Consider the following 19,290-nt stretch of genomic DNA (forward strand, 5'->3'; position numbering starts at 1 on the left):
TCTTTTGACTGCGGGGGACCGACACCCGGTGTGGACGCCGAACAGGACTCGCTCGAGAACCCTTTCAGTATGGACGCCGACTGCCGAAACTGCGCCGGCCTCTATGACGCCCGGACCAACGTCGTGCACGGCTACGGCGACGTCGGCGGGGAGTTCCTCTTCGTTGCCGAACGGCCCCACGCCGGCGCCGATCGGACCGGCGTGCCCTTCACGGGCGATGCCCCCGGCGAGCGCCTCCAGTCGATTCTGGGCGAACTGGGCTTCGCGCGCTCGGCCCCCGACGCCGACGAACCGGACCTCCAGAACGCCTTCGTGACGTATCTCACGCGCTGTCGACACCCCGAGCGCCCGCCGACCGACGAGGAGGTCCGGACGTGTGAGCCGTACCTCAACGCCGAAATCCGGATGATCAACCCCGAGATCATCGTCCCGATCGGCCAGCGGACGCTCGACGCGCTCGCGACCGACTACACGACGAACAGTCCCGGCGACGTCGACGTCGAGGACGCGCACGCGACGACGATCCGCGGGCGCGGCTTCGAACTCGTTCCGATGCTCCCGCTCGAGGCCCAGACCGACGCCCAGACCGAGGCGTTCGTCGAGCATCTCCTCGACAACGTCTTCTCGCGGGACTATCGGCAGACGAAGGGCCGTCGCGGCCGCTGAGTTGCTGAGTCGGGCGATAAGCCCCTTCCGCGGACGCTAAGTCGCTGACGCAAGCGCAGAGTGAGCGGCCGTGCCGAGTCGGATGCGGGAACGTCGGGTTGAAGAGCGCCGACCGCCGAGAGGAAGGTATGACCGTCGTCGCCGTCTTGGCCGATCCGCCACGCCCGGGACTCGCACTACCGAGGCTCGCAGAGACGAGCCCACTCTCGGAGTCGGAGGCCGCAGAGCTCTCGGAGGCGATGCTCCGCGATACGCTCCGTGCTGTCGAGCGCTCCGGAGGCGAACTCCTCGTGAACTACCGTCCGGACGACCACCTCCCGGACGCCTCCGTCGATCCCGACGAGTCGGCCGAGGACGCGCTGCGTGCGATCGCAACGGACGTTCTCGACGACCCCGAGGAGGCGCGCTTCGAGGTGCAGGTCGGCTCGAATTTCTCCGCGCGTGCGGGGAATACCATCACACACCTCCTCCGCGAGGAGGGCGTCCAGTCGGCCGCCGTCGTCCGCGGTGACGCGCCGTTCTTACTCCGCTCGACGGTGGATTCGGCGGCGATGAAGCTCCGCACCAACGAGGTCGTCCTCGGACCGTCGACCGACGGGCGCGTCTACTTCGCGGGCTTCAAAGCCCCGATCGACTTCGAGGGCGCGTTCACCGCGCCGGAACTGGAGACGCTCGTCGCCAGCGCGAACGACGCCGACCGCGGCGTCGGATTTATGCAGATGCAGCCGACGGTCCGGACCGGCTCGGATCTCGCCACGCTGGTCTCGTCGATCCGCGCACGCTGGCAGGCCGAGCGCGTCGTCCCCGAGCACACTGCGGAGTTCGTCGTCGACGCGGGACTCTCGGTCGTCGCGGACGACGCGAGAGACGGCGACCTGACGCTCGTGCGGGAGTAGGCCGCGCCCGCGCCTCGGTCTCCCGCCTCCGCGGCCCGTCGGCCGCGACCGACAACTCTTAGACGCGCCGTCAGAAACGACCACCTGCGGTGGGATGGCAGAGCGGCCTATTGCGCCTGCCTTGAAAGCAGGTGGCGTTATGCCTCCTGGGTTCGAATCCCAGTCCCACCGCATATTCTACCGCACACGACACCACCGACCACCGCGAGCGGTGCGTCTATCGTGGCCTCGTCGCCATCGCCCGCGCGCCGACAGATGCGTAACGGCTTTGCCGTGGCCTCCCAACACGCGGGTATGGACTGGCCACACGACCCCGACGGCGAGCAGGGATCTGAGGGACGACGCAAGTACGGCCACGCGGTGATCGCAAAAAAGGTCGACGAGGACGAGGACTTCCCGCTGTCCCGCGAGGAGTTCGTCGCGGAGTACGGCGACGACCCCGTTCGACTCGACTACGAGCGCGTCGTCTCCGTCGCTGATATCTTCGAGCACGTCGACCAAGCGGAGTTCGACGACTTCGTCTCGTTCCACAAGGCCGTCGGTCGCGCGATGCGCGAGAACGGCTACTGGTTCTACGAGGGCGCAGAGAAGTTCGTCGGCTCGAACGAAGCCTGATCGCTGACAGCTGTCGATCGTTTTTCATACTGCCGGACAGAACTATAGCAACATTTGCAACTGATAGGGATTATCGTAACTGTTCGGAGATTCTCGCCGTATCGTCCGGCGAGAAATCTATGAGGACTTGCGATAACCCCTATGATTGCTCATCCGATCACACGACAGCGTACGATCGGATGAGTGAAGACTTGCAAATGCTACTATATGTGGGAAGTATCGGCACCCCGTGGGTGCCAGATGATTCGTGAACGGCTGTCCGACAGTATCAGGATCCGTCGCCGAAGAGCCGCTGCCACAGCGACCGATCGCGTGCACGCTCGGCGAGCAGCACCGAGCACTCGACCTCTTCGATGACATCAAGGACGAGCGTAGCCCGCCCGTCGACGGCTGCGAGGTACGGAAAGACCGCCGCGGCCGTTCGCGCCGCGTCGGCGTCGTTCGAGACGGGGACAAGGGGCCGGGCGAACAGCGGATCGACCTCACTCATCGGCTGGGTGTGTCGACCGCTCGTCGTCCGCCGCGTTCGTTGCGTCCGTCGACGGCCAGCGGGGTGCGAACTGATGGCTGAACGAGACGCGTCGCCGACCGAGAGGAGGTGTCGTTCCGGAGTGCAATCATACGGGATTCGTATGGCGCCATCGGGTTCCCACTTCGGGTCGCACAACTGTTCAAATCGCAGTCACCCACGCGCGGTAATCCTCAGCACGGTCGTACACGTCCACGAACACCTGATCGGCGAACGCCGCCAGCCGATTGGCGTCCGAGCGCGCGGTGATGCGAACGTTCGTTCCCTCGGCTTCTTCTGGGGACTCCAACTGCTCGACTCGGAACTCGGGGAAGTCGTCGACCAAGTCGTTCAGCCGCTCTAACTCCGCGTCGTCGACGTCGAGGTTGAACGTGCTCTCGGCGAACTGGACCCACGGAGCCGGGGAGTCCTCCCCGTCGACGTCGGCGTCGTGGTCGGCTTCGAGGGTCAGGAAGGCGCTCGCCCGCTCGCGGTGGGCCGCGATGGCGTCGGCGAACAGTTTGCGTCGCTCCGTCGGGTCGTCGGCGTCGAATCTGCTCATACGGACTCCTCTCGGGCGATCCTGAAAAGATTGCTCGAACCGAGCGACGTGATGTGTACTAACATACGACACGATATTGTACACGGTCGACAGACGCGTTTCTTCAACGTTATACGGGCGGACGCAGACTGGTGCGATATGGGCAAGCACATCCTGCTTCTGGGCCCGCCGGGCGCCGGAAAGGGAACACAGTCGAAACGTCTCGCCGCCGAGTTCGACCTCGAACACGTGACGACCGGCGACGCGCTCCGTTCCAACAAGCAGATGGACATCAGCGATATGGACACGGAGTACGACACGCCGGGCGAGTATATGGACGCCGGCGAGCTCGTCCCCGACGAGGTCGTCAACGCCATCGTCGAGGAAGCGCTCACGAGCGCCGACGGCTACGTCCTCGACGGCTACCCGCGGAACCTCGAACAGGCCGAGGTCCTCTCGGAGATGACCGACCTCGACGCCGTCGTCTACCTCTCGGTCGATACCGAGGAACTGGTCGACCGGCTGACCGGCCGCCGCGTCTGCCCGGAGTGTGGCGCGAGCTACCACGTCGAGTTCGAACCGCCGGAGGAATCGGGCGTCTGCGACGAGTGCGGCGCCGAACTCGAACAGCGCGACGACGACACCGAGGAGACGGTCCGCGAGCGCCTCCGCGTCTACGAGGAGAACACGGCCCCCGTCGTCGAGCACTACCGTGACGAGGGTGTCCTCGTCGAGGTCGACGGCGAGGGCACGCCGGACGAGGTCTTCGAGTCGATCGTCGACGTCGTCGACGAGTAACGACCGCCAGAAGTGAGCGGCCGCCGCGACGGTTCCAGTTATTTCTTGGCGATCAGGCGTGGGCTGACCTGCCGAGTGACGCGTGCTGACACGCCGAGAGTAAAAGCTTCATAACCGATGGGGGGTTATCTGCGGGTAGATGCCACGAATCGAATCGAAGGTTCGCACCCTCGTCTCCAAGGACGACGGGATGCGCGAGGCCGTCGAGACGGTCCTCGATCAGGCCGACGACGGCGAGGTCCGGTGGCTCGACGTGAAGGGCGACCTCACGTCCGGCCAGTGGGGCCGCCTCATCGAGAAAGAGATCCTCGTCGAAGGCGAGGAGGGGTTCCAACTGGCCGACGCCGAAGCGACCCGGGAGGGTCTGGAACCCGCTTCGAGCACGACCACCAGCGGGTCCGCCAGTAGCGCGTCGACGTCGGACTCCGACGACGAGTCGTCGTGGTCGACCTACGACAAGGGCGCGGCCGTCGTCACGCTCGGGCTCTTCGTCGGCTACTCCTGGAAGCCCCTCCGGGACGTCATCGGCACGACGATGGACGTCGCGCTCGGACCGCTCGGAGAGATGCTTCCCTTCTACGCCGTCGTGATGATCCTCGCGCTGGCGACGGGGCTGTACTCGACGCTGCTGCAGGCGAACCTGATGGATATGGACAAGATGTCCGCCTACCAAGAGCGGATGAAAGACATCCAGGAACGCCGGAAGGAAGCGAAGGAAGCCGGCGACGACGCCGCCCTCGACGCGATCCAGGAAGAGCAGATGGACGCGATGGGCGATCAGCTCGGGATGTTCAAAGAGCAGTTCCGGCCGATGGTGTGGATTATGTTCCTCACGATCCCGGTGTTCCTCTGGATGTACTGGGCGATCGGCGTCGGCCAGAACGCGACCGCACACGTTCCACTCGATCCGCTGGTGCTCCCGCTTCGCGGACAGGTCGCGTGGACCGAGTCCGTGATCGGTCCGATCCAGGCGTGGATTGTCTGGTACTTCCTCTGCTCGATGGGCTTCACCCAGATCATCCGCAAGAGCCTGAACATCGACATCTCGCCGACGACCTCCTGAGCGGACACGACACGTCTGCCCTCACACGGCGTCGGCCGTAAAGACAACCTCTTTTACCCGCCTTCCCCCAGCAAGAGTATGTTGTTGACCGTCTCTGGCCCCCCGGGGGCCGGCAAGAGTACTACCGTCACGGCTCTCGCGGAGGCGTTCGACCTCGAGCACGTGAGCGGCGGCGATATCTTCCGCGAACTCGCAGCCGAGCGCGGGATGACCGCCGTGGAGTTCAATCGGCTCGCCGAAGACGACGATCAAATCGACCGCGACCTCGACCGTCGGCTGCGAACCGTCGCACTCGAACGCGACGACGTCCTGCTGGAATCGCGGCTCGCCGGCTGGCTCGCGGGCGACGCCGCCGACCTCCGGCTGTGGCTCGACGCGCCGATCGAAGTCCGAGCCGCACGGATCGCCGAACGCGAAGACAAGCCGGCAGAGACTGCACTCGCAGAGACCCGCGAACGCGAGGAAAGCGAGGCGCTCCGGTACCAGGAGTACTACAGCATCGACATCTCCGATCTCTCCATCTACGACGTCGCGCTGAACACGGCCCGCTGGAGCGAGGAGGACGTCCCCGACATCCTGACGGCGGCAGTCGAGGCGTACGATCCGGCCGCAGACGAAGGAAAGTACCCCGTCGAGGGCGTCAGCTACGACTTCTAATCCGACCCTTCGACAATGACATCACTCCGCGGACCCCCTGACGAACGCTCCGTCGACGAACTGCTGTCGTTTGGCGTCGTAAATCTCGACAAGCCACCCGGCCCGTCGGCGCATCAGGTGTCCGCGTGGGCCCGCGACCTGACGGGCGTCGACCGCGCCGCACACGCCGGAACGCTCGACCCGAAGGTGACGGGCTGTCTCCCCATCCTGCTCGGCGACGCGACGCGGCTGGCGCAGGTGTTTCTCGAAGGCGCCAAAGAGTACGTCGCAGTCTTGGAACTCCACGGCCCGGCACCCGCGGACCTCGACGCCGTACTCGCGGAGTTCGAGGGCGAGATCTATCAGAAGCCCCCACGCAAGAGCGCCGTCGCGCGTCGCCTCCGCTCCCGGGAGATCTACGACCTCGAACTGCTCGAAGTGAAAGACAGGCAAGCCCTGATCCGCATCCGTTGTGAGAGCGGGACGTACATTCGAAAGCTCTGTCACGACCTCGGGCTGGCGGCGGGGACCGGCGCACATATGGGTCATCTCCGGCGGACCGGAACCGATCCCTTCGACGACAGAGATCTCGTTTCGACGGCCGACCTGACGGATGCGCTCGTCTTTGCCGAGGAGGGCGACGAGGAACCGCTCCGCGACGTCGTCAGCCCGGCCGAACGAGCACTGACGCACCTCCCGCGACTCACCGTCGCATTCTCGGCCGCCGAACAGATCGCCGAGGGCGCACCGATCTATGCCCCCGGAATCGTCGACGTCGACGACGCCACAGCATCTGCGACCGACGGAACGCTCGTGGCGTGCTTCACCCCCGACGACGCAGCGGTGTGTCTCGGACGACTCGTCGGCGATCCCGACGCAGATATGGGCGAGGTCGTCTCGATCGAACGGGTACTCGTTTAAGCACTCGGAGCAGCTGTCGGGTCTTCGATAGCGCGCGACCGTCACGTGTGAGCGACTGTCTTCCAGCGCGAGGAAACGAAGGACTTAACGGTGACAGCAGTCTCTGAACGAATGCACCCTGGGACCGTGGGGTAGTGGTATCCTCTGCCGATGGGGTCGGTAGGACCTGAGTTCGACTCTCAGCGGTCCCATGGCCGATTTCTCCAAGAAGTTCGGGTAACAGTTGAATTAGCCGTTAGTCTCGGGGGTGCGTCAGCGTGACGCCGCTCGACTTCGCAGCAAAACGCGACAGTGGCTCGGCCAGCTGGAAACGCGCCGATCCTGAAGCGGCACTAATCGAGCGGCTCTCGTGGGACACGTGGCTCGTCACACTCCCAGACGGCGACGATGTTCTGGGCGACAGCGACGTCCACGACGCGATCTTCGACGCGATGGCGAACGCCGACGCGCCGATCGCGAAAGCCGTCGACGAGTACGTGGCCGGAAAGATGGCCGCGCACCGGTCGAGGGTGTACGAGGGATGACGACGCTGCCCGACTACAGCGGCGGCGTCGATCGCGACGACTGGCGCGAGTACGTCGTCGAGGATTCGCTGACGGGCTACCTGATCGACATCGCGGGATGCAACGAGGTCAAAACGCGAAACGGCTGAAGTTGCTGTGCTGTCCGGTCTGCGGCAACTCGTGGATGTGCAGTGGGACGCGGAAGGCGAGAATCCGCTGGCCGCGCATCTCGAAGTCGCGCACGAGCCTGAAGACTTCGGCCTGTCAAAGCGAGGTGACCGCCAGTGACACTCAGAGAGTGTGTCGCTCGAATCGCACCAGCCAGCGAGGTGCACCCTGACCAGAAGATCGCGGGGTCGCTGACGGCTGAAGAGGCCGGCATCGCGCTGTTGGTTCTGTCTGGTCAGGAACGGCGAGTTCGAGAAGGCTGGCATCGTCGCCAACGCTGGTGCTGCCGAGGAGGTCGACGATGAGCCGGTCTGAACGCGTGGTCGGCGCGGCAGAGAACGTCGACCTCCGCGAAGCGGACGACGTGACGCCGTTCGATCGGGACGTCGACGACCGACGCGTCATCCCGGCGTACTGCTGTACGTGCGAGAAATCGACGACGATTCCCGCGGAATCAGGCCGGACGCGACGCTGGGAGTACGAGGAGCTGAACGCATCACACGTGGTCGATTACTGGAAGGAAGACTAATGAGTACCACGCGTAGCGACGACCGCCGGAGAAGAAGGTCATCTACTGTACCGAGTGCGGCTCGGTCCACCCGCTCGACGCGCAGTGCAAACCGTGGGGTGACGAAGATGTCTGAAAACGGAAACGATAGTCTGCGAGGAGTAGTTACTCAGATTCAGAGTGATGTGACACGACACCGTCAAATTAGGGTAATACTGAAGCTACCGACATCTGAGTCAGTTTTGGGCCGTGAAGTGAAGCGATCCACCACTCCCTGCAGCCACCTCTTCTTGATTCCGGCGGGAATCGATCACCGCTCCACAATTCGGACACTCGTAAGTGAGCGAATTGGCGAAGACGTGGATAATCCAGTCTCCATTGATGTGGCTCTCGTGACCGCACGCAGGGCAATAGAGCGTCGCCTTGTCGGCCGGCTGTCGCTCAGTAGTGGAAGTAGATGGCGTCACTTCCATATATACTCCCCAGACGGGGATAACGGTGTCGTACTTCAGCACGAGCGCTGACTCGTTACTGACGGTAGGCAGGATAGTCCCAAAGACGGAGCCTCGCACTACTGCGAGGCGGTCAACGAGCGACTGCCGTACGCTGAACAGGACTGTGCGTACTGCCGGCGATACTTGGAGGTCAGCGATGGCGACACGTAGCGACGATACGACGGCCTCGAAGCCGCCCGCGGTGATCGACGTGGACGTGGTCGGCGATCGTGTGCTGGCGACGGTCGACCGCGGCGACGTCTCGATCGTCGTCGGGGGACCAGCGGGGACCTCCGGCGAGGAGCTCAAGGAATTGCTCGGCGACGTGCCGGAGAAGATTGAGTTCGTCGCGGAACTGTTCAACGGGGGCGATCGCTGATGGCGGCGTGTAACGCCGACGGCTGTGAGGAGCAAGCCATAGCGATCGTGATCGACGAGGATGGTTACCGGAACGCCTACCGCTGCCGGGGCTGCCTCGCGTCCGATCTCGACCTCGGAGGTTCTGACTGATCGAGTAGCCCTGGGGTAAAATAGACGGACAATTCCGCGCTAACAAGATTTATTCCGTCTCATCTCGTACGGCGCGTATGGAAGAACCGCGCGAGGAGCTGAAGGCCGACGCCGACGAGCGTGCCGAAGCACCCGACTTCGAGGCTCTGACTCCTCCGGAGGAGTTGGTGCGTGGCGACCGAACGCGGGACGACTTCTTCGACGCCGTCCTCGCCCTCGACAGTCCGGCAACGGCGAAGGAAGTCGCCGAGCTTGCGGGCCACGGTGTCGATGCCGCACGCGAGTACTTGGACTGGTTCGAGCGGATGGGGATCGTAACGCAGGTCACGGACTCACCAGCCACCTACGAACGGAACCAGGAGTACCTGAACTGGCGACGGGTCCAGAAGCTCCGCCAGCAGTACGCTACTGACGAGCTTCTCGACTTTCTGAAGATGGAATCAGAGCGCGCAGAGACGTTGCAGAGCGAATTCGAAGTCGAGTCGCCGGACGAAATCTCGATTACACGCTATGCGAGCGAGACAGACCAATCCATCGAGGACGTCTGGGAACGCCTCTCTGCGTGGCAGACAGCCCGCCGTCGGGTGGCGCTGCTCGAACGAGCACTTACGACACGGTCCGGTGACGGTGCCGATATGCAGTCAGCGGTATGAGCGGCGACGACGAGAACGCGTCAGATTCACGTAGCGGTGCACCGATCGATTTCGACCGACTCGACGCGATCCGAGAGCGTTTCTCGGCTGGTGACCGCTTCGAGCGAATCGACGACCAGCCAGCGTTTGCGCCGGAACGACTGGTCGGGGTGTACGACCAGCGGTTCTACCCGGAACGAATTCGTGCTGCCCGCCTGGAGGTCGTCTGGTACGAAAACGGAGACTTCTCGATTCACTACCACGAGGAACACGAGCGTGGCGAGTTCGATCACAGATGGGACAGGCACCCATCCAGTCACAACACCCGTGACCACGTTCACCCGGGGCCTGATGCACCGACGCCCGGTGACGACGCGTCACATCCGGCTGATTGGCGAGACGTGCTCTCGACGGTTCTCTCGGAGATCGAAGCCCGGCAGCGTGCCTTCTGGGGCGAGTAGCGGAGGCTTCTGACCCCCCGTGATCGATCCGCGACTCTTCTTGCGCGATCGCTTGGAGCAGGTCGCTTGCGAGGTGGAGATGCAAGCGAGATATTCAGCAGACGTCAAACGCTATCGTTTCGAAACTGCAGTAGGTCCACTGTGACGGGGAGGTTGTCGAAGTCGTCGTCTGCGCCGACGACCAGTGTTGCGTTCTGCTCGTGTGCGAGCGTCACGGTGTGAGCGTCCGCGAGAGAGATGTGGCCATCGGCTTTGATTTCACCGGCGACCCGCCAATCCGCCCGATCAATTTGCAGACCGCGACGTTCCAGGGTACGGAGATCGCGGTCGGATTCCCGAAGGGATTCTTTCGTTGGCTTCCCCTCATCCGTCCCCTCGAAGCGCGCGATGAGATAGAAGATCTCGCTGGCGTTCGCCTCGGCGATCCGACCCGGCACACCTCCCGCAAAAACATCGGTCAGTAGATCGGCGACAGTATCGTGGCCGGGCTCACTGTAGAGGAACGCGATGATAGCCTCGGTGTCGAAAACGTAGCCCGAACTCATTCGTCGACGTCCTCGTCCGCAGACGGACGAAGCCGTTCAGCGCGCTCATCTTCGCGGCGGCGTTCTTCGTCTTTGTGCTCGCGCACTTTGTCCAGCACCTCACCAGGCTCGTGCTCACCGGCGTGGATGCCGTGGAGTTCCTCAACCGAGGGAACAGGCTCGATGACGATGCGTCCCTCCTCTTCGTAGACGAATACTTCTCCCGGCGTTTCGATGCCGAACTTCTCACGCAGCGCTTTCGGAATCGTTGCTTGCCCTTTCTGCGAGACTTGTATCACTTGCTTAGCTTGGGTATTACTCGACATTATTTGTTGTACTATATTCTTCGTGTATTACTAAGCGTGTCGCCGATGAGATTCGGAACTCCGGACATCTCCGCGACGTACGGGTCCACACAACCGGCACGAGCTTCGAAAAAGAATGCCGTCCCGTGGAAGCTGACAGTCAGGGCTTGAACGGTGCCACCTTTGTACTCGTACCTTCGTCTTCGAGTTCGGTTTCGAAGTTGGAGATCGAGTTTCGAATTAATTTGTTGTTCTCCGCCACGGGTTCATACTCACTGCTCGTATCGTTGTTTTCCTTGTGTACAGCGACGCCGATCTGCCCTTCTGGGTCGGTTTCGCCTTTGAGGGTGTTGTTGACCACTTTGTTGTTGCTGACGGATGCGTCCATCTGGGTTAGCGCTCCTCCATACGGTTCGGTCACTGACTCAAGCAGAGCCCCGTATTCCACCTTCTCCACCTCGTTGTTGGTGAATTGGTTTTTATCAGCAGATGCGTTGAACCATCCCCACGAACCGCACGATAGGCCGATATCAGCATCCTTGACAGTGTTCTGTTTAACACTCACACCATCGCTTTCGAATATGAGGATGCCGGCGGCAACAGGTCCCTCGTCGCTGTACCTGTTCCCAGTGACCTCGTTCTGATGGACGAGTCCCTCAGCTCCGAAGCCAATTTGGATTCCATTCGGACCCCAAGCCTCACCAATATCGCCTGAGGTTTCAACCGTGTTATTTCGGACTTTGGCCGTTGGTGACGGGTGAGCGCCTCCGTCACCGTTTGCGCCGATGCCGCCCCTCTCGTAATCTCGGACAATGTTTCCAGTTATCTGAACGTCGGAGTCACCGTAAGCGAGGATTCCGAACGTCTCTTTCCCGCCAACACCGACGTTTTTGATAGTGTTTGAGTCGATGGTGCCGGACGCGTTCCGATACAGCACTGCGGGTTTGCGTCTTGCATCGGGCTGTTCTGACTGACCATCCAGGGTCAACCCCTCGATGTCGACGTCAATAGTGCCGGCTCCGCTGACATCCCCCGAATCCACTGTCCCGCCGAACGCGAAAACCATCGGCTCCCACGTTGGGCCGCTCTCCGCGATCGTGAAACTCTCCTTTGATGTTCCGGGCTTGATCGTCGGAGTCGTTCCCTCCACGGCTTTCAAATTCAGTGATTTGTTAATTACGAGCTGCTCGGCATAGGTTCCTCCGTCGATGCAGATCGTATCACTCGACGAGGCAGATCCGATCGCGTCCTGGATCGAGGCGTAATCGTCTGGAACAGTAATATCACAATTTCCGTTTCCTTTCCCCTTCCCATTGCCGGGACTCGCGAGTGCAGTACCAGTTAATCCGGAAACACTGACTGTGCCGATTGCTAGTGTTTTCAGTGTCTCTCTGCGGCCGAACGCCTTCGTTGTCGAATTGTCTTTTTCAGCCATAGGCAGTCAGCTCCTCATTCTCGAATATATAATCGTGAACTTTGTTGATATACCTTGACAAGTATAAACCAAATGCAGAGTATAACCAAGAAAGTTGAAGATAACTAGATCACTCAGACTCAATCTGATTACTTTCTCCTCCCACAAATAAAATATAATATTCATTCATTGTCTATATTATACGATCCGAGGTTATGTCGCACATCGTTACTGTAAATCAGGAGACACTAACCCAGCAGAGAGTTCTGGGACGTTGCGACTACTGCACGACCTATGGGAATGTCGAAAGAGTCCAAGCGATGTTAGCTGCTCGTCCCAGTTTGACATTGCGCCGCAGTCTGTTTGAGAAGTAACCTCCGAACCGCTGTTTTCGCGATTGACTCGTTACATCCTATGTGCCCACGTGAGAGCAGCCGATTCGTCGGCCACCCGTCAGGACACACCCTTCTACCCCGGTATAAATCGGTTATACCGTTAAGCTACAGAACAATGCGGTTACGGGCCCTTCATTCAATTGTATGACGAAGAGAAACCCTACCGACGATCGAGGCAGAGAGACCGAACCGAACTTCTATCTCCCCGCCGGATCCCCCTCAATGTCCGTCGCCGGTCGGATTGAGCGTATCTGGGCGAAGTTGTTCAGCCACGGCGTCGAAACGCCGGCGTAGCTGCGAATGAATGCGGTGAACCACCCGGTCCAGGTAGATTGGATCGAGTTCTGAGTGGGACTCATATTCTGACTACCGTGTACGAGGAGTAGGCACTCGAGACAGTATTTATCGTGTCAACCCACCTTGACTAACCGACTCACTTAACACACCACACGCCCACAACTACGACTCCGATAGCAAACATCGCAGTGTACATCTTCGTCGGATATCTCAAAACTCATTGATTGCAGAACCATACAACAAATACGCAGCTACAGAACAATGGCCGATATTAAAGCGGTCGTCAGAGTCGAGCACCCTGACATAGTGCTCACAGAGACAGTCAACCACGACCGAAGCGCGAAAGTCAAATCGGTGTCAGAGGCGGGAACTGATCCCACATCGGGGAAGTTCTTCTATCGTATCGAGTCCTCGGACTTCTCGCGGTTTGAGGAAGGATTGCGGAGCGATAACACCGTCGGCGAATTCGAACGCGTTATCGAAACCAGAGACGAGGAAGCCATCTATAGCTTCGAGTACACGGACGAAGCGAAAATCCTCTCGTCGGTTATTTCGACCGCGAATGGTGTCACACTCGAAATGGAGAACGAGGGAAGGGCGTGGATATTCACGATATGGGTGCCCGAACGAACGAACCTGACCCATCTCTGGAACTATGCACAACAGCACGACATCGACATCGACTTACTGCGCGTGAACGAATACGATAGTTTGGGCACCAAAGACGCGGGGTTGACCGATAGCCAACGAGAAGCACTGCTCGTTGCATTGGAGACAGGGTATTTCGAAGAACCACGGAACGCAACGCTCAGCGAGGTCGCCGCTGATCTGGACATCTCACAACCCGCCGCCAGCGGTCTTCTTCGGCGTGGAACCAAGCGACTCGTCGTATCGTCTCTGGTGGATGACAGTGACGTATCAGATTGATCAACGTCTCAAAACGCACTGACCACCTACCGTCTCTGACAGTAGGCCCTGCGGTCAGCTTGCTACGCGTCAGTCCGAAGTCGACCGCACGCCAGACAGCAGCGATGCCGCCTCGAAGTCCATCTCCAGCCGCCCTTCGACCCCGAGAAGCGTCGCGATCGTCGGCGCCACGGCCCGCGCGTCGACCGGTCCGTCGGGTGACAACGTCTCCGGAGCGGCAGGGCCGCCGAGCCCGTACACTCCTCGCGTCTCCTCGTCGACGCGGCCGTGTGAGCCGCCGATCTGTGTCGGGTCGAGCGAGGCCAGTCCAGCATCGCCGACGAAGAGCTCGCAGGGGTCGAAGCCGGGCTTGGCGTGGATGTCCATATCCGTGGCGTACGATGGGGCCGCCTCGTTGGCGTCCCACCAGTAATACTGGAACCAGGCGTCTGGTTCGGCGACTAACACGAGGTCGCCCGCGTTCGGATGGTCGATACCCCGCGCCGCCGTTCCGTCATCGTCCAGCATCTGGGCCACGCCGTCGAGCGCTTCGAACGTCTCGCGGGCGGCGGCGACCACGTCAGCGTCGGCGTACACGTGCGCGACTTGGTGGTCGACCATCGCGAAGGCTGCCGAGCGTGAGAGATCGACCTCCTCGCCGCCGTGGCCGTCGTCGGTCACCGAAAGTAGCCCCGCTTGTCGAAGCGCGCGGTTGGGGAACACCGGCGTATCGACCGAGTGGAACCCGTACTCGCTGACGACGTTCACGACTGTCTCCTGCCAGCGCTCGTCCGCACGGAGGAACGACAGAAACGAACCGAGGAGTTCGTCGACAGTTTCGAGCGCCGCGTCGGTCTCGGGCGCGTCGGGGCCGTGCCGCTGCGCGTCGTAGTCGAGGTGCGGGACGTACACCCAGAGTAGGTCGGGGTCGAACCGTTCGATCGCCTCGCGCGCGGCGGTCAGGATCCACTCGCTGCTTCGCTCGTTCGCGGCCGGCCCCCAGTAGTTGTGGAGCGGGAAGTGGCCGTACTCGGCCTCCAGATCGTCGTACAACCCGTCAGGATTGGTCCAGCAGTTCATCTCGAGTATGTTGTTGTCCTCGTCTTCGATCGGCGACGGCGTTACCGACACGTCGGCGTTCGTCCCGACGAGGTGCTGGAAGAACAGCGCGCCGGTGGTGAGACCGGCGTCGGCGGCGGCTTCCCAAATCCGAGTGCGGTCACCTCGGTCGCGCTCCCAGAAGGCCACCGCGTCCGCGTCGCGGTCGTACTCGCCGTTCGCCACGTCGCCGTGGGCCGCTGGCGAGCGTCCGGTCGCGAGCGTCGTCTGGGCCGGGACCGTGACTGCGGGAAACGGAGGCCGGAGGTCGGCCGTGTGCTCCTCGTCGAGCAACCCGGTCAGGTTCGGCGCGTGGCCACCGCCGAGGTGGTCAGACTGGAGACCGACGACGTCGAGGACGACGACGCGCCGGTCCGCGGCCGGCCCGTCGGAGACGGTCATTCGACAGCCGCCTCCATCGAGTGGCGGTCGACGTACGCGTCGAGCAGCGCGAACTGTCGCGAGAGGTCGTGTTCGTCGACGCCGATCGGGGCCTTGAAGAACGACGCGAGATGCCGCTGGAGCCCCCCTTCGCCGCGCTCGTCGGCGTGGGCGAGCAAGCGAACGAGGTCGAGCACGAGCGGAGCGGCGAGTGCCGAGTCCGAGCCCTCCCAGGTGAACTGCATCTTCATTTCGGTGTTCAGGAAGCCCTCGAAGTGGACGTAGTCCCAGGCGGTCTTCCAGTCCCCCAGCGACGGTGTGTAGTCGATGCGGACCCGGTTGTGCTCGATATCGGGCAGGATGGAGTCGAGCACGCCTCCCTTGCTCGCCAATTTGCCGGCCTTGTTGGCCTCGTCTTCGAGGACCTGACCGTCGTCGTTGCCGAGGACGTTGTGGCCCTCCCAGGACCGCACGTGGAGGTTCCGCCCGCCGAACATCGGCGCGAGTGCCGACTTCACGAGAGTCTCACCCGTCTTGGCGTCCCGTCCCGTGTGCGGAACGTTCCGATCGTCGGCGAGTTCCCGGAGGCCGCCGAGTGCCGAGCCAGTGCTCGGCGTGAAGTTGACGTAGGGGTGTCCGTCGACGATCGCGGCGTACGCGTAGAGTGCGCTCGCGGGGAGGTCGCGGTCGTTTTCGGCGATCGCCCGCTCGAACGCATCGAGCGTGTCGTATCGGTCCGGATCCTCCAGCGGCGGCTCGGTCGAGGCGACGTTCACCACCACCACACGATCGAGGTCGTGCTCCCGACGGAACGCCCGGTAGTCGTCTCGGATGCGGTCGACGACCTCGCCCACCGGGAGCCGTTCGTCCAGCGAGCCCCTGTCGGCGAGGTCGTCGACGGCCGCCCCGCAGTTCAGCGCCGTTCCCGTCTCGATCCGTCTGTCGATGTGGCGGAGGTCCTCGGCCACTGTGTCGACGATTTCCGGAGATGGGACGCCGTTCTCGGAGAGATTTCGCGCCGACTCCAAGAGGCTCTGCTCTCTGATGTCGTGGCCGCCGAAGACGAACTCTCCGACGTCGGGGAGCGCCAGTCGCGAGTACGGCTCCCGGGCCGTCACCAGGCCAGTCGTGTCCGTTTCGCCGCGGGCCAGTGCTCGCGCGCCTGCTATCGCGGTGGTCGCGACGTTTCCGCGCGCGCCGGTCAGCCAAACACCTGTGCTTGTCATTGGCGTAGGTACTCCGTGTCGAACTAGCGACATTGTTATGACACGCCTGAACGAGACAGGTACCGCTGGGAGGGCGACACTCGATCGAACGGGCCTGAGAGCGCTTATTTGACCTTCTATTCGCTGTTTTTTCTGTTTCTGCAGCCGGTAGTAAGAGACTCATAACGAAGTGAGAACTACCTGATAGCTGAATCGATGCGCGTGATCGACCCCCACATGCATATGGTATCACGGTCAAGCGAAGACTACCGCCGAGCCCGGCGGGCGGGAATCGAGTGCTGCATCGAACCGGCGTTCTGGAGCGGGACAGACAAACGTCACGCGGGCTCGTTCTTCGACTACTTCGAGCACATCACCGACTTCGAGACCGAGCGCGCCGAGCGCGCGGCCGGGATGGACCACTACGTCACCCTCGGGCTCGAACCAAAGGAGGCGAACTACCCCGAGATGGCCGAGGAAGTGATGGAACGGCTCCCCGAGTTCCTCGACCGCGAGAACGTGGTCGGCGTCGGCGAGATCGGGCTCGATCAGGGGACGGACGCCGAGGAGTACGCGTTCCGCAAGCAGCTCCGGATGGCCGAGGAACGCGAACTCCCCGTCATCGTCCACACGCCCCACGAGAACAAGCCGGAGGGAACCGAGCGGCTCGTCGAGATGATCCAAGAAGAAGACGTCACCGAGGAACGGATCATCATCGACCACAACACCGAGAACACGATCGACACCAGTCTGCAGACCGACTGCTGGATCGGATTCACCCTCTATCCGGGCAAAATTGCGGACGAGAAGGCCATCGACCTGCTCGAGGAGTACGGCACCGACAGGATGATACTCAACAGCGCGGCCGACTGGGACCCCTCGGACCCGCTGGCGGTGCCGAAGGCCCGCGACAAGATGCTCGACCGCGGCTGGGACCGCGAGGCGGTCCGCACGGTCGTCTTCGAGAACCCATACGCGTTCTTCGACCAGTCGCCCAACTTCGATTACGAGCCCTGAGAGCCGATGCAATTTGCATTCTCAGCCAACGCGTTCCAGCCGTACGATCAGCTCGAAACCGTCGAGATTCTGGCCGACATCGGGTACGACGGGGTGGAACTCCTGCTCGGCGCGTCGCACCTTCACCCCGCAGACACGGGCCAAGCGGACATCGCCGCGGTCGAGAACGTGCTCGACGATACGGGCCTCGAGATAAGCAACTGTAACGCGTTTATGATGACTGCGGAGGGCTTTCAACACCCTTCCTACGTCGAGACCGATCCCCGGTACCGCCAGCAGCGCATCGACTACACGCACGAGTCGCTCCGTCTGGCCGACGCCATCGGAGCCGACTCGATTTCGATCCAGCCGGGCGGCCCCGTCCCTGCAGACCGGTCCTACGAGTGGGCGATGGAGACGTTCAGAGAGAGTATGCGGTCGATCGTACAGATCGCCGAACCCCTCGACGTCGACGTGCTGATCGAACCCGAGCCGGACCTGCTGATCGAGACGACAGACCAGTATCTCGACATCGCAGACCGTGTCGACTCGGAAGCGGTCGGCTGCAACTTCGATGCGGGACACCTCTTTTGCGTCGGCGAGGACCCCGCCGAGGCCGTCGGCCGGGTCGTCGATCAGACGCCCCACTACCACGTAGAGGACATTCCGGCCGACCGCACGCACGAGCACACCCAACTGGGCGACGGCGCGATGGACATCGACGGCTTTCTCGAAGCCGTCGCGGAGACGGGCTACGATGGATTCGTCACCGTCGAGCTATACCCGTATCAGGAGACCGCGGCTGAGACGGCGCGCGAGGCGTACGAGTATCTCGACGAGCACGGGTGGATCTGATCGGACGATGGCTCACTCTCGACGCGGCACACGCCGGGTTCGACGCACTGTGGCCGCGTACGCCGAGTTAGTTCGCGTTCCGAACCTCTTCACTGCGCCGCCGGACGTGATAGCCGGGGCCGCACTCGCCGTCGCCGCGGGCGGGACGGCCACGGTCCCGGCCGTCGCCGGCGTGGCCGCCGCTTCGGTGCTGCTCTACGCCGCTGGGACGGCCCTCAACGACTTTTTCGACGCCCCCGTCGACGCGGAGGAATGTCCGGAGCGACCGATCCCTGCCGGTCGAGTATCGCGCCCGACGGCCGGTGTTTTCGGAGCCGCGTTGCTGCTCTGTGCGGTGCTCCTCGCAGTCGCTGCAGCCGGCGCTACTGCCGGAATCGGGGCACTCGCGGTCGCAACGGCGGTCGTCGCGTACGACGGCGTGCTGAAGGGCGGACCGGCGGGGTTCCTAGCGATGGGCGCGGCGCGCGGACTGAACGTCCTGTTCGGGACGACGGCTACAGACGCGACGGTCGCGTCGCTGCCCCTGTGGGCGCTCGGTATCCCGGTCGTGCTCGCCACGTACGTCGCGGGCGTGACGCTGGTGGCCGCAACGGAGACGACCGGGGCGTCGCGACGGTCGGTGGTGATCGCTGGCGGCGCCGCCGGAGTCGCCGGGACGGTCGCGGTGACCCTCCTCGCGACTGTCGGCCTCACCGCCCACGGACTCGCTGCCGGCGTCGGCATCGTACTCGCGGCCGCGTTTCTCGTCGTGACGGGACGAGCGCTCGCACGGGCCTACCGTGACCCGTCGCCGGAGACGGTCGGCCCGGTCATCGGGACGTGCGTGCTCGCGCTCGTGCCGCTCGATGCGGCGGTCGCGGCCGTCGCTGGCGCCGGATGGGCGCTGGTCGCGATCGCGTTCGTCGGTCCCGCAGTCGGACTGTCACAACTGTTCGCCGTCTCGTAAGGAGGATGATGACACGTATGCATCAGAGACACACGATTCACCGAGCCG

At 62.7% G+C, this 19,290-nt stretch carries 26 protein-coding genes and 2 tRNA genes; 20 read left to right on the forward strand and 8 right to left on the reverse strand.

Translation table 11 applies throughout. The annotated features are described in order from the left end of the window. Positions 1–30: 30 nt before the first annotated feature. From NO347_RS10925 to NO347_RS10940, 4 genes are all read left to right on the forward strand, one after another. Positions 31–666, forward strand: a complete 636-nt coding sequence (locus NO347_RS10925; protein ID WP_425492377.1) for a uracil-DNA glycosylase — start codon at positions 31–33, stop codon at positions 664–666. 128 nt (positions 667–794) lie between these two features. Next, positions 795–1,562: a TIGR04282 family arsenosugar biosynthesis glycosyltransferase gene (locus NO347_RS10930; protein ID WP_256289623.1), complete on the forward strand. Its 768-nt coding sequence runs from the start codon at positions 795–797 to the stop codon at positions 1,560–1,562. A gap of 88 nt (positions 1,563–1,650) precedes the next feature. Further along, positions 1,651–1,733 (forward strand) — tRNA-Ser (locus NO347_RS10935). Between the two features lie 123 nt (positions 1,734–1,856). Then, on the forward strand, positions 1,857–2,177 hold the full coding sequence (locus tag NO347_RS10940) for a DUF5785 family protein (protein WP_256289624.1): 321 nt from the start codon (positions 1,857–1,859) through the stop codon (positions 2,175–2,177). A 268-nt stretch (positions 2,178–2,445) separates the two neighbouring features. On the opposite strand, the gene NO347_RS10945 is transcribed toward NO347_RS10940, so the two are convergent. Both NO347_RS10945 and NO347_RS10950 read right to left on the reverse strand, forming a co-directional pair. Then, the gene (locus tag NO347_RS10945; protein WP_256289625.1) at positions 2,446–2,667 is read right to left on the reverse strand and encodes a hypothetical protein; all 222 of its coding nucleotides are present in this window, start codon (positions 2,665–2,667) and stop codon (positions 2,446–2,448) included. Positions 2,668–2,848: 181 nt separating this feature from the next. Beyond that, positions 2,849–3,247 carry a DUF7975 family protein gene (locus NO347_RS10950; RefSeq protein ID WP_256289626.1) on the reverse strand — a complete coding sequence of 133 codons (399 nt, stop codon included), beginning with the start codon at positions 3,245–3,247 and terminating at the stop codon, positions 2,849–2,851. Between the two features lie 138 nt (positions 3,248–3,385). Here NO347_RS10950 and NO347_RS10955 point away from each other — a divergent pair, with 138 nt between their 5' ends. From NO347_RS10955 to NO347_RS10990, 8 genes are all read left to right on the forward strand, one after another. Further along, positions 3,386–4,024 (forward strand): adenylate kinase, encoded by a 639-nt coding sequence (locus tag NO347_RS10955; protein ID WP_256289627.1) that lies wholly within the window; start codon positions 3,386–3,388, stop codon positions 4,022–4,024. Positions 4,025–4,163: 139 nt separating this feature from the next. After that, a complete protein-coding gene (locus tag NO347_RS10960) occupies positions 4,164–5,087 on the forward strand; it encodes a DUF106 domain-containing protein (protein ID WP_256289628.1) in 924 nt (307 codons plus the stop codon). A 78-nt stretch (positions 5,088–5,165) separates the two neighbouring features. Further along, positions 5,166–5,744: a (d)CMP kinase gene (gene cmk / locus NO347_RS10965; RefSeq protein ID WP_256289629.1), complete on the forward strand. Its 579-nt coding sequence runs from the start codon at positions 5,166–5,168 to the stop codon at positions 5,742–5,744. Positions 5,745–5,759: 15 nt separating this feature from the next. Further along, positions 5,760–6,644: an RNA-guided pseudouridylation complex pseudouridine synthase subunit Cbf5 gene (locus tag NO347_RS10970; RefSeq protein WP_256289630.1), complete on the forward strand. Its 885-nt coding sequence runs from the start codon at positions 5,760–5,762 to the stop codon at positions 6,642–6,644. 120 nt (positions 6,645–6,764) lie between these two features. Further along, positions 6,765–6,835, forward strand: a tRNA-Pro gene (locus tag NO347_RS10975). Between the two features lie 66 nt (positions 6,836–6,901). Next, complete coding sequence (locus tag NO347_RS10980; protein ID WP_256289631.1) at positions 6,902–7,168, forward strand: hypothetical protein; 267 nt, start codon at positions 6,902–6,904, stop codon at positions 7,166–7,168. Then, complete coding sequence (locus NO347_RS10985; RefSeq protein ID WP_256289632.1) at positions 7,165–7,296, forward strand: hypothetical protein; 132 nt, start codon at positions 7,165–7,167, stop codon at positions 7,294–7,296. The genes NO347_RS10980 and NO347_RS10985 overlap by 4 nt, the downstream gene beginning before the upstream one ends. Positions 7,297–7,616: 320 nt before the next feature. Beyond that, positions 7,617–7,844 carry a hypothetical protein gene (locus NO347_RS10990; RefSeq protein ID WP_256289633.1) on the forward strand — a complete coding sequence of 76 codons (228 nt, stop codon included), beginning with the start codon at positions 7,617–7,619 and terminating at the stop codon, positions 7,842–7,844. Positions 7,845–8,059: 215 nt separating this feature from the next. On the opposite strand, the gene NO347_RS17485 is transcribed toward NO347_RS10990, so the two are convergent. Then, the gene (locus tag NO347_RS17485; protein WP_484494530.1) at positions 8,060–8,296 is read right to left on the reverse strand and encodes a DUF8106 domain-containing protein; all 237 of its coding nucleotides are present in this window, start codon (positions 8,294–8,296) and stop codon (positions 8,060–8,062) included. 178 nt (positions 8,297–8,474) lie between these two features. Between NO347_RS17485 and NO347_RS10995 the strand changes: the two genes are divergently transcribed. From NO347_RS10995 to NO347_RS11010, 4 genes are all read left to right on the forward strand, one after another. After that, on the forward strand, positions 8,475–8,696 hold the full coding sequence (locus tag NO347_RS10995) for a hypothetical protein (RefSeq protein ID WP_256289634.1): 222 nt from the start codon (positions 8,475–8,477) through the stop codon (positions 8,694–8,696). Continuing rightward, positions 8,696–8,827: a hypothetical protein gene (locus NO347_RS11000; protein WP_256289635.1), complete on the forward strand. Its 132-nt coding sequence runs from the start codon at positions 8,696–8,698 to the stop codon at positions 8,825–8,827. Before NO347_RS10995 ends, NO347_RS11000 begins: the two co-directional genes overlap by 1 nt. 77 nt (positions 8,828–8,904) lie before the next feature. Then, positions 8,905–9,480 carry a DUF7342 family protein gene (locus NO347_RS11005; protein WP_256289636.1) on the forward strand — a complete coding sequence of 192 codons (576 nt, stop codon included), beginning with the start codon at positions 8,905–8,907 and terminating at the stop codon, positions 9,478–9,480. Continuing rightward, positions 9,477–9,920 (forward strand): toxin-antitoxin system TumE family protein, encoded by a 444-nt coding sequence (locus NO347_RS11010; protein ID WP_256289637.1) that lies wholly within the window; start codon positions 9,477–9,479, stop codon positions 9,918–9,920. Before NO347_RS11005 ends, NO347_RS11010 begins: the two co-directional genes overlap by 4 nt. A gap of 104 nt (positions 9,921–10,024) precedes the next feature. On the opposite strand, the gene NO347_RS11015 is transcribed toward NO347_RS11010, so the two are convergent. From NO347_RS11015 to NO347_RS11025, 3 genes are all read right to left on the reverse strand, one after another. Further along, the gene (locus NO347_RS11015) at positions 10,025–10,465 is read right to left on the reverse strand and encodes a type II toxin-antitoxin system VapC family toxin (protein ID WP_256289638.1); all 441 of its coding nucleotides are present in this window, start codon (positions 10,463–10,465) and stop codon (positions 10,025–10,027) included. Beyond that, a complete protein-coding gene (locus NO347_RS11020; RefSeq protein WP_305148856.1) occupies positions 10,462–10,770 on the reverse strand; it encodes an AbrB/MazE/SpoVT family DNA-binding domain-containing protein in 309 nt (102 codons plus the stop codon). The genes NO347_RS11015 and NO347_RS11020 overlap by 4 nt, the downstream gene beginning before the upstream one ends. 139 nt (positions 10,771–10,909) lie before the next feature. Further along, entirely contained in the window at positions 10,910–12,184 is a 1,275-nt protein-coding gene (locus NO347_RS11025) for a right-handed parallel beta-helix repeat-containing protein (RefSeq protein WP_256289640.1), read from the reverse strand. Between the two features lie 932 nt (positions 12,185–13,116). On the opposite strand from NO347_RS11025, the gene NO347_RS11030 reads away from it, so the two are divergent. Further along, the gene (locus tag NO347_RS11030; protein WP_256289641.1) at positions 13,117–13,782 is read left to right on the forward strand and encodes a helix-turn-helix domain-containing protein; all 666 of its coding nucleotides are present in this window, start codon (positions 13,117–13,119) and stop codon (positions 13,780–13,782) included. A 69-nt stretch (positions 13,783–13,851) separates the two neighbouring features. On the opposite strand, the gene NO347_RS11035 is transcribed toward NO347_RS11030, so the two are convergent. Both NO347_RS11035 and NO347_RS11040 read right to left on the reverse strand, forming a co-directional pair. Then, positions 13,852–15,261, reverse strand: coding sequence for an alkaline phosphatase family protein (locus NO347_RS11035; RefSeq protein ID WP_256289642.1), 1,410 nt, complete (start codon positions 15,259–15,261; stop codon positions 13,852–13,854). Then, positions 15,258–16,466 (reverse strand): inositol-3-phosphate synthase, encoded by a 1,209-nt coding sequence (locus NO347_RS11040; protein WP_256289643.1) that lies wholly within the window; start codon positions 16,464–16,466, stop codon positions 15,258–15,260. Before NO347_RS11040 ends, NO347_RS11035 begins: the two co-directional genes overlap by 4 nt. 195 nt (positions 16,467–16,661) lie before the next feature. Here NO347_RS11040 and NO347_RS11045 point away from each other — a divergent pair, with 195 nt between their 5' ends. The 3 genes from NO347_RS11045 to NO347_RS11055 are packed head-to-tail and all read left to right on the forward strand — an operon-like array spanning position 16,662 to position 19,242. Continuing rightward, the gene (locus NO347_RS11045; protein WP_425492378.1) at positions 16,662–17,462 is read left to right on the forward strand and encodes a TatD family hydrolase; all 801 of its coding nucleotides are present in this window, start codon (positions 16,662–16,664) and stop codon (positions 17,460–17,462) included. 6 nt (positions 17,463–17,468) lie between these two features. Continuing rightward, the gene (locus tag NO347_RS11050) at positions 17,469–18,296 is read left to right on the forward strand and encodes a sugar phosphate isomerase/epimerase family protein (protein WP_256289644.1); all 828 of its coding nucleotides are present in this window, start codon (positions 17,469–17,471) and stop codon (positions 18,294–18,296) included. 7 nt (positions 18,297–18,303) lie between these two features. After that, positions 18,304–19,242 (forward strand): UbiA family prenyltransferase, encoded by a 939-nt coding sequence (locus NO347_RS11055; RefSeq protein WP_305148857.1) that lies wholly within the window; start codon positions 18,304–18,306, stop codon positions 19,240–19,242. Positions 19,243–19,290: the final 48 nt, after the last annotated feature.

The organism is Halobellus inordinatus, from assembly GCF_024464655.1.
Classification (GTDB): Archaea; Halobacteriota; Halobacteria; order Halobacteriales; family Haloferacaceae; genus Haloquadratum; species Haloquadratum inordinatus.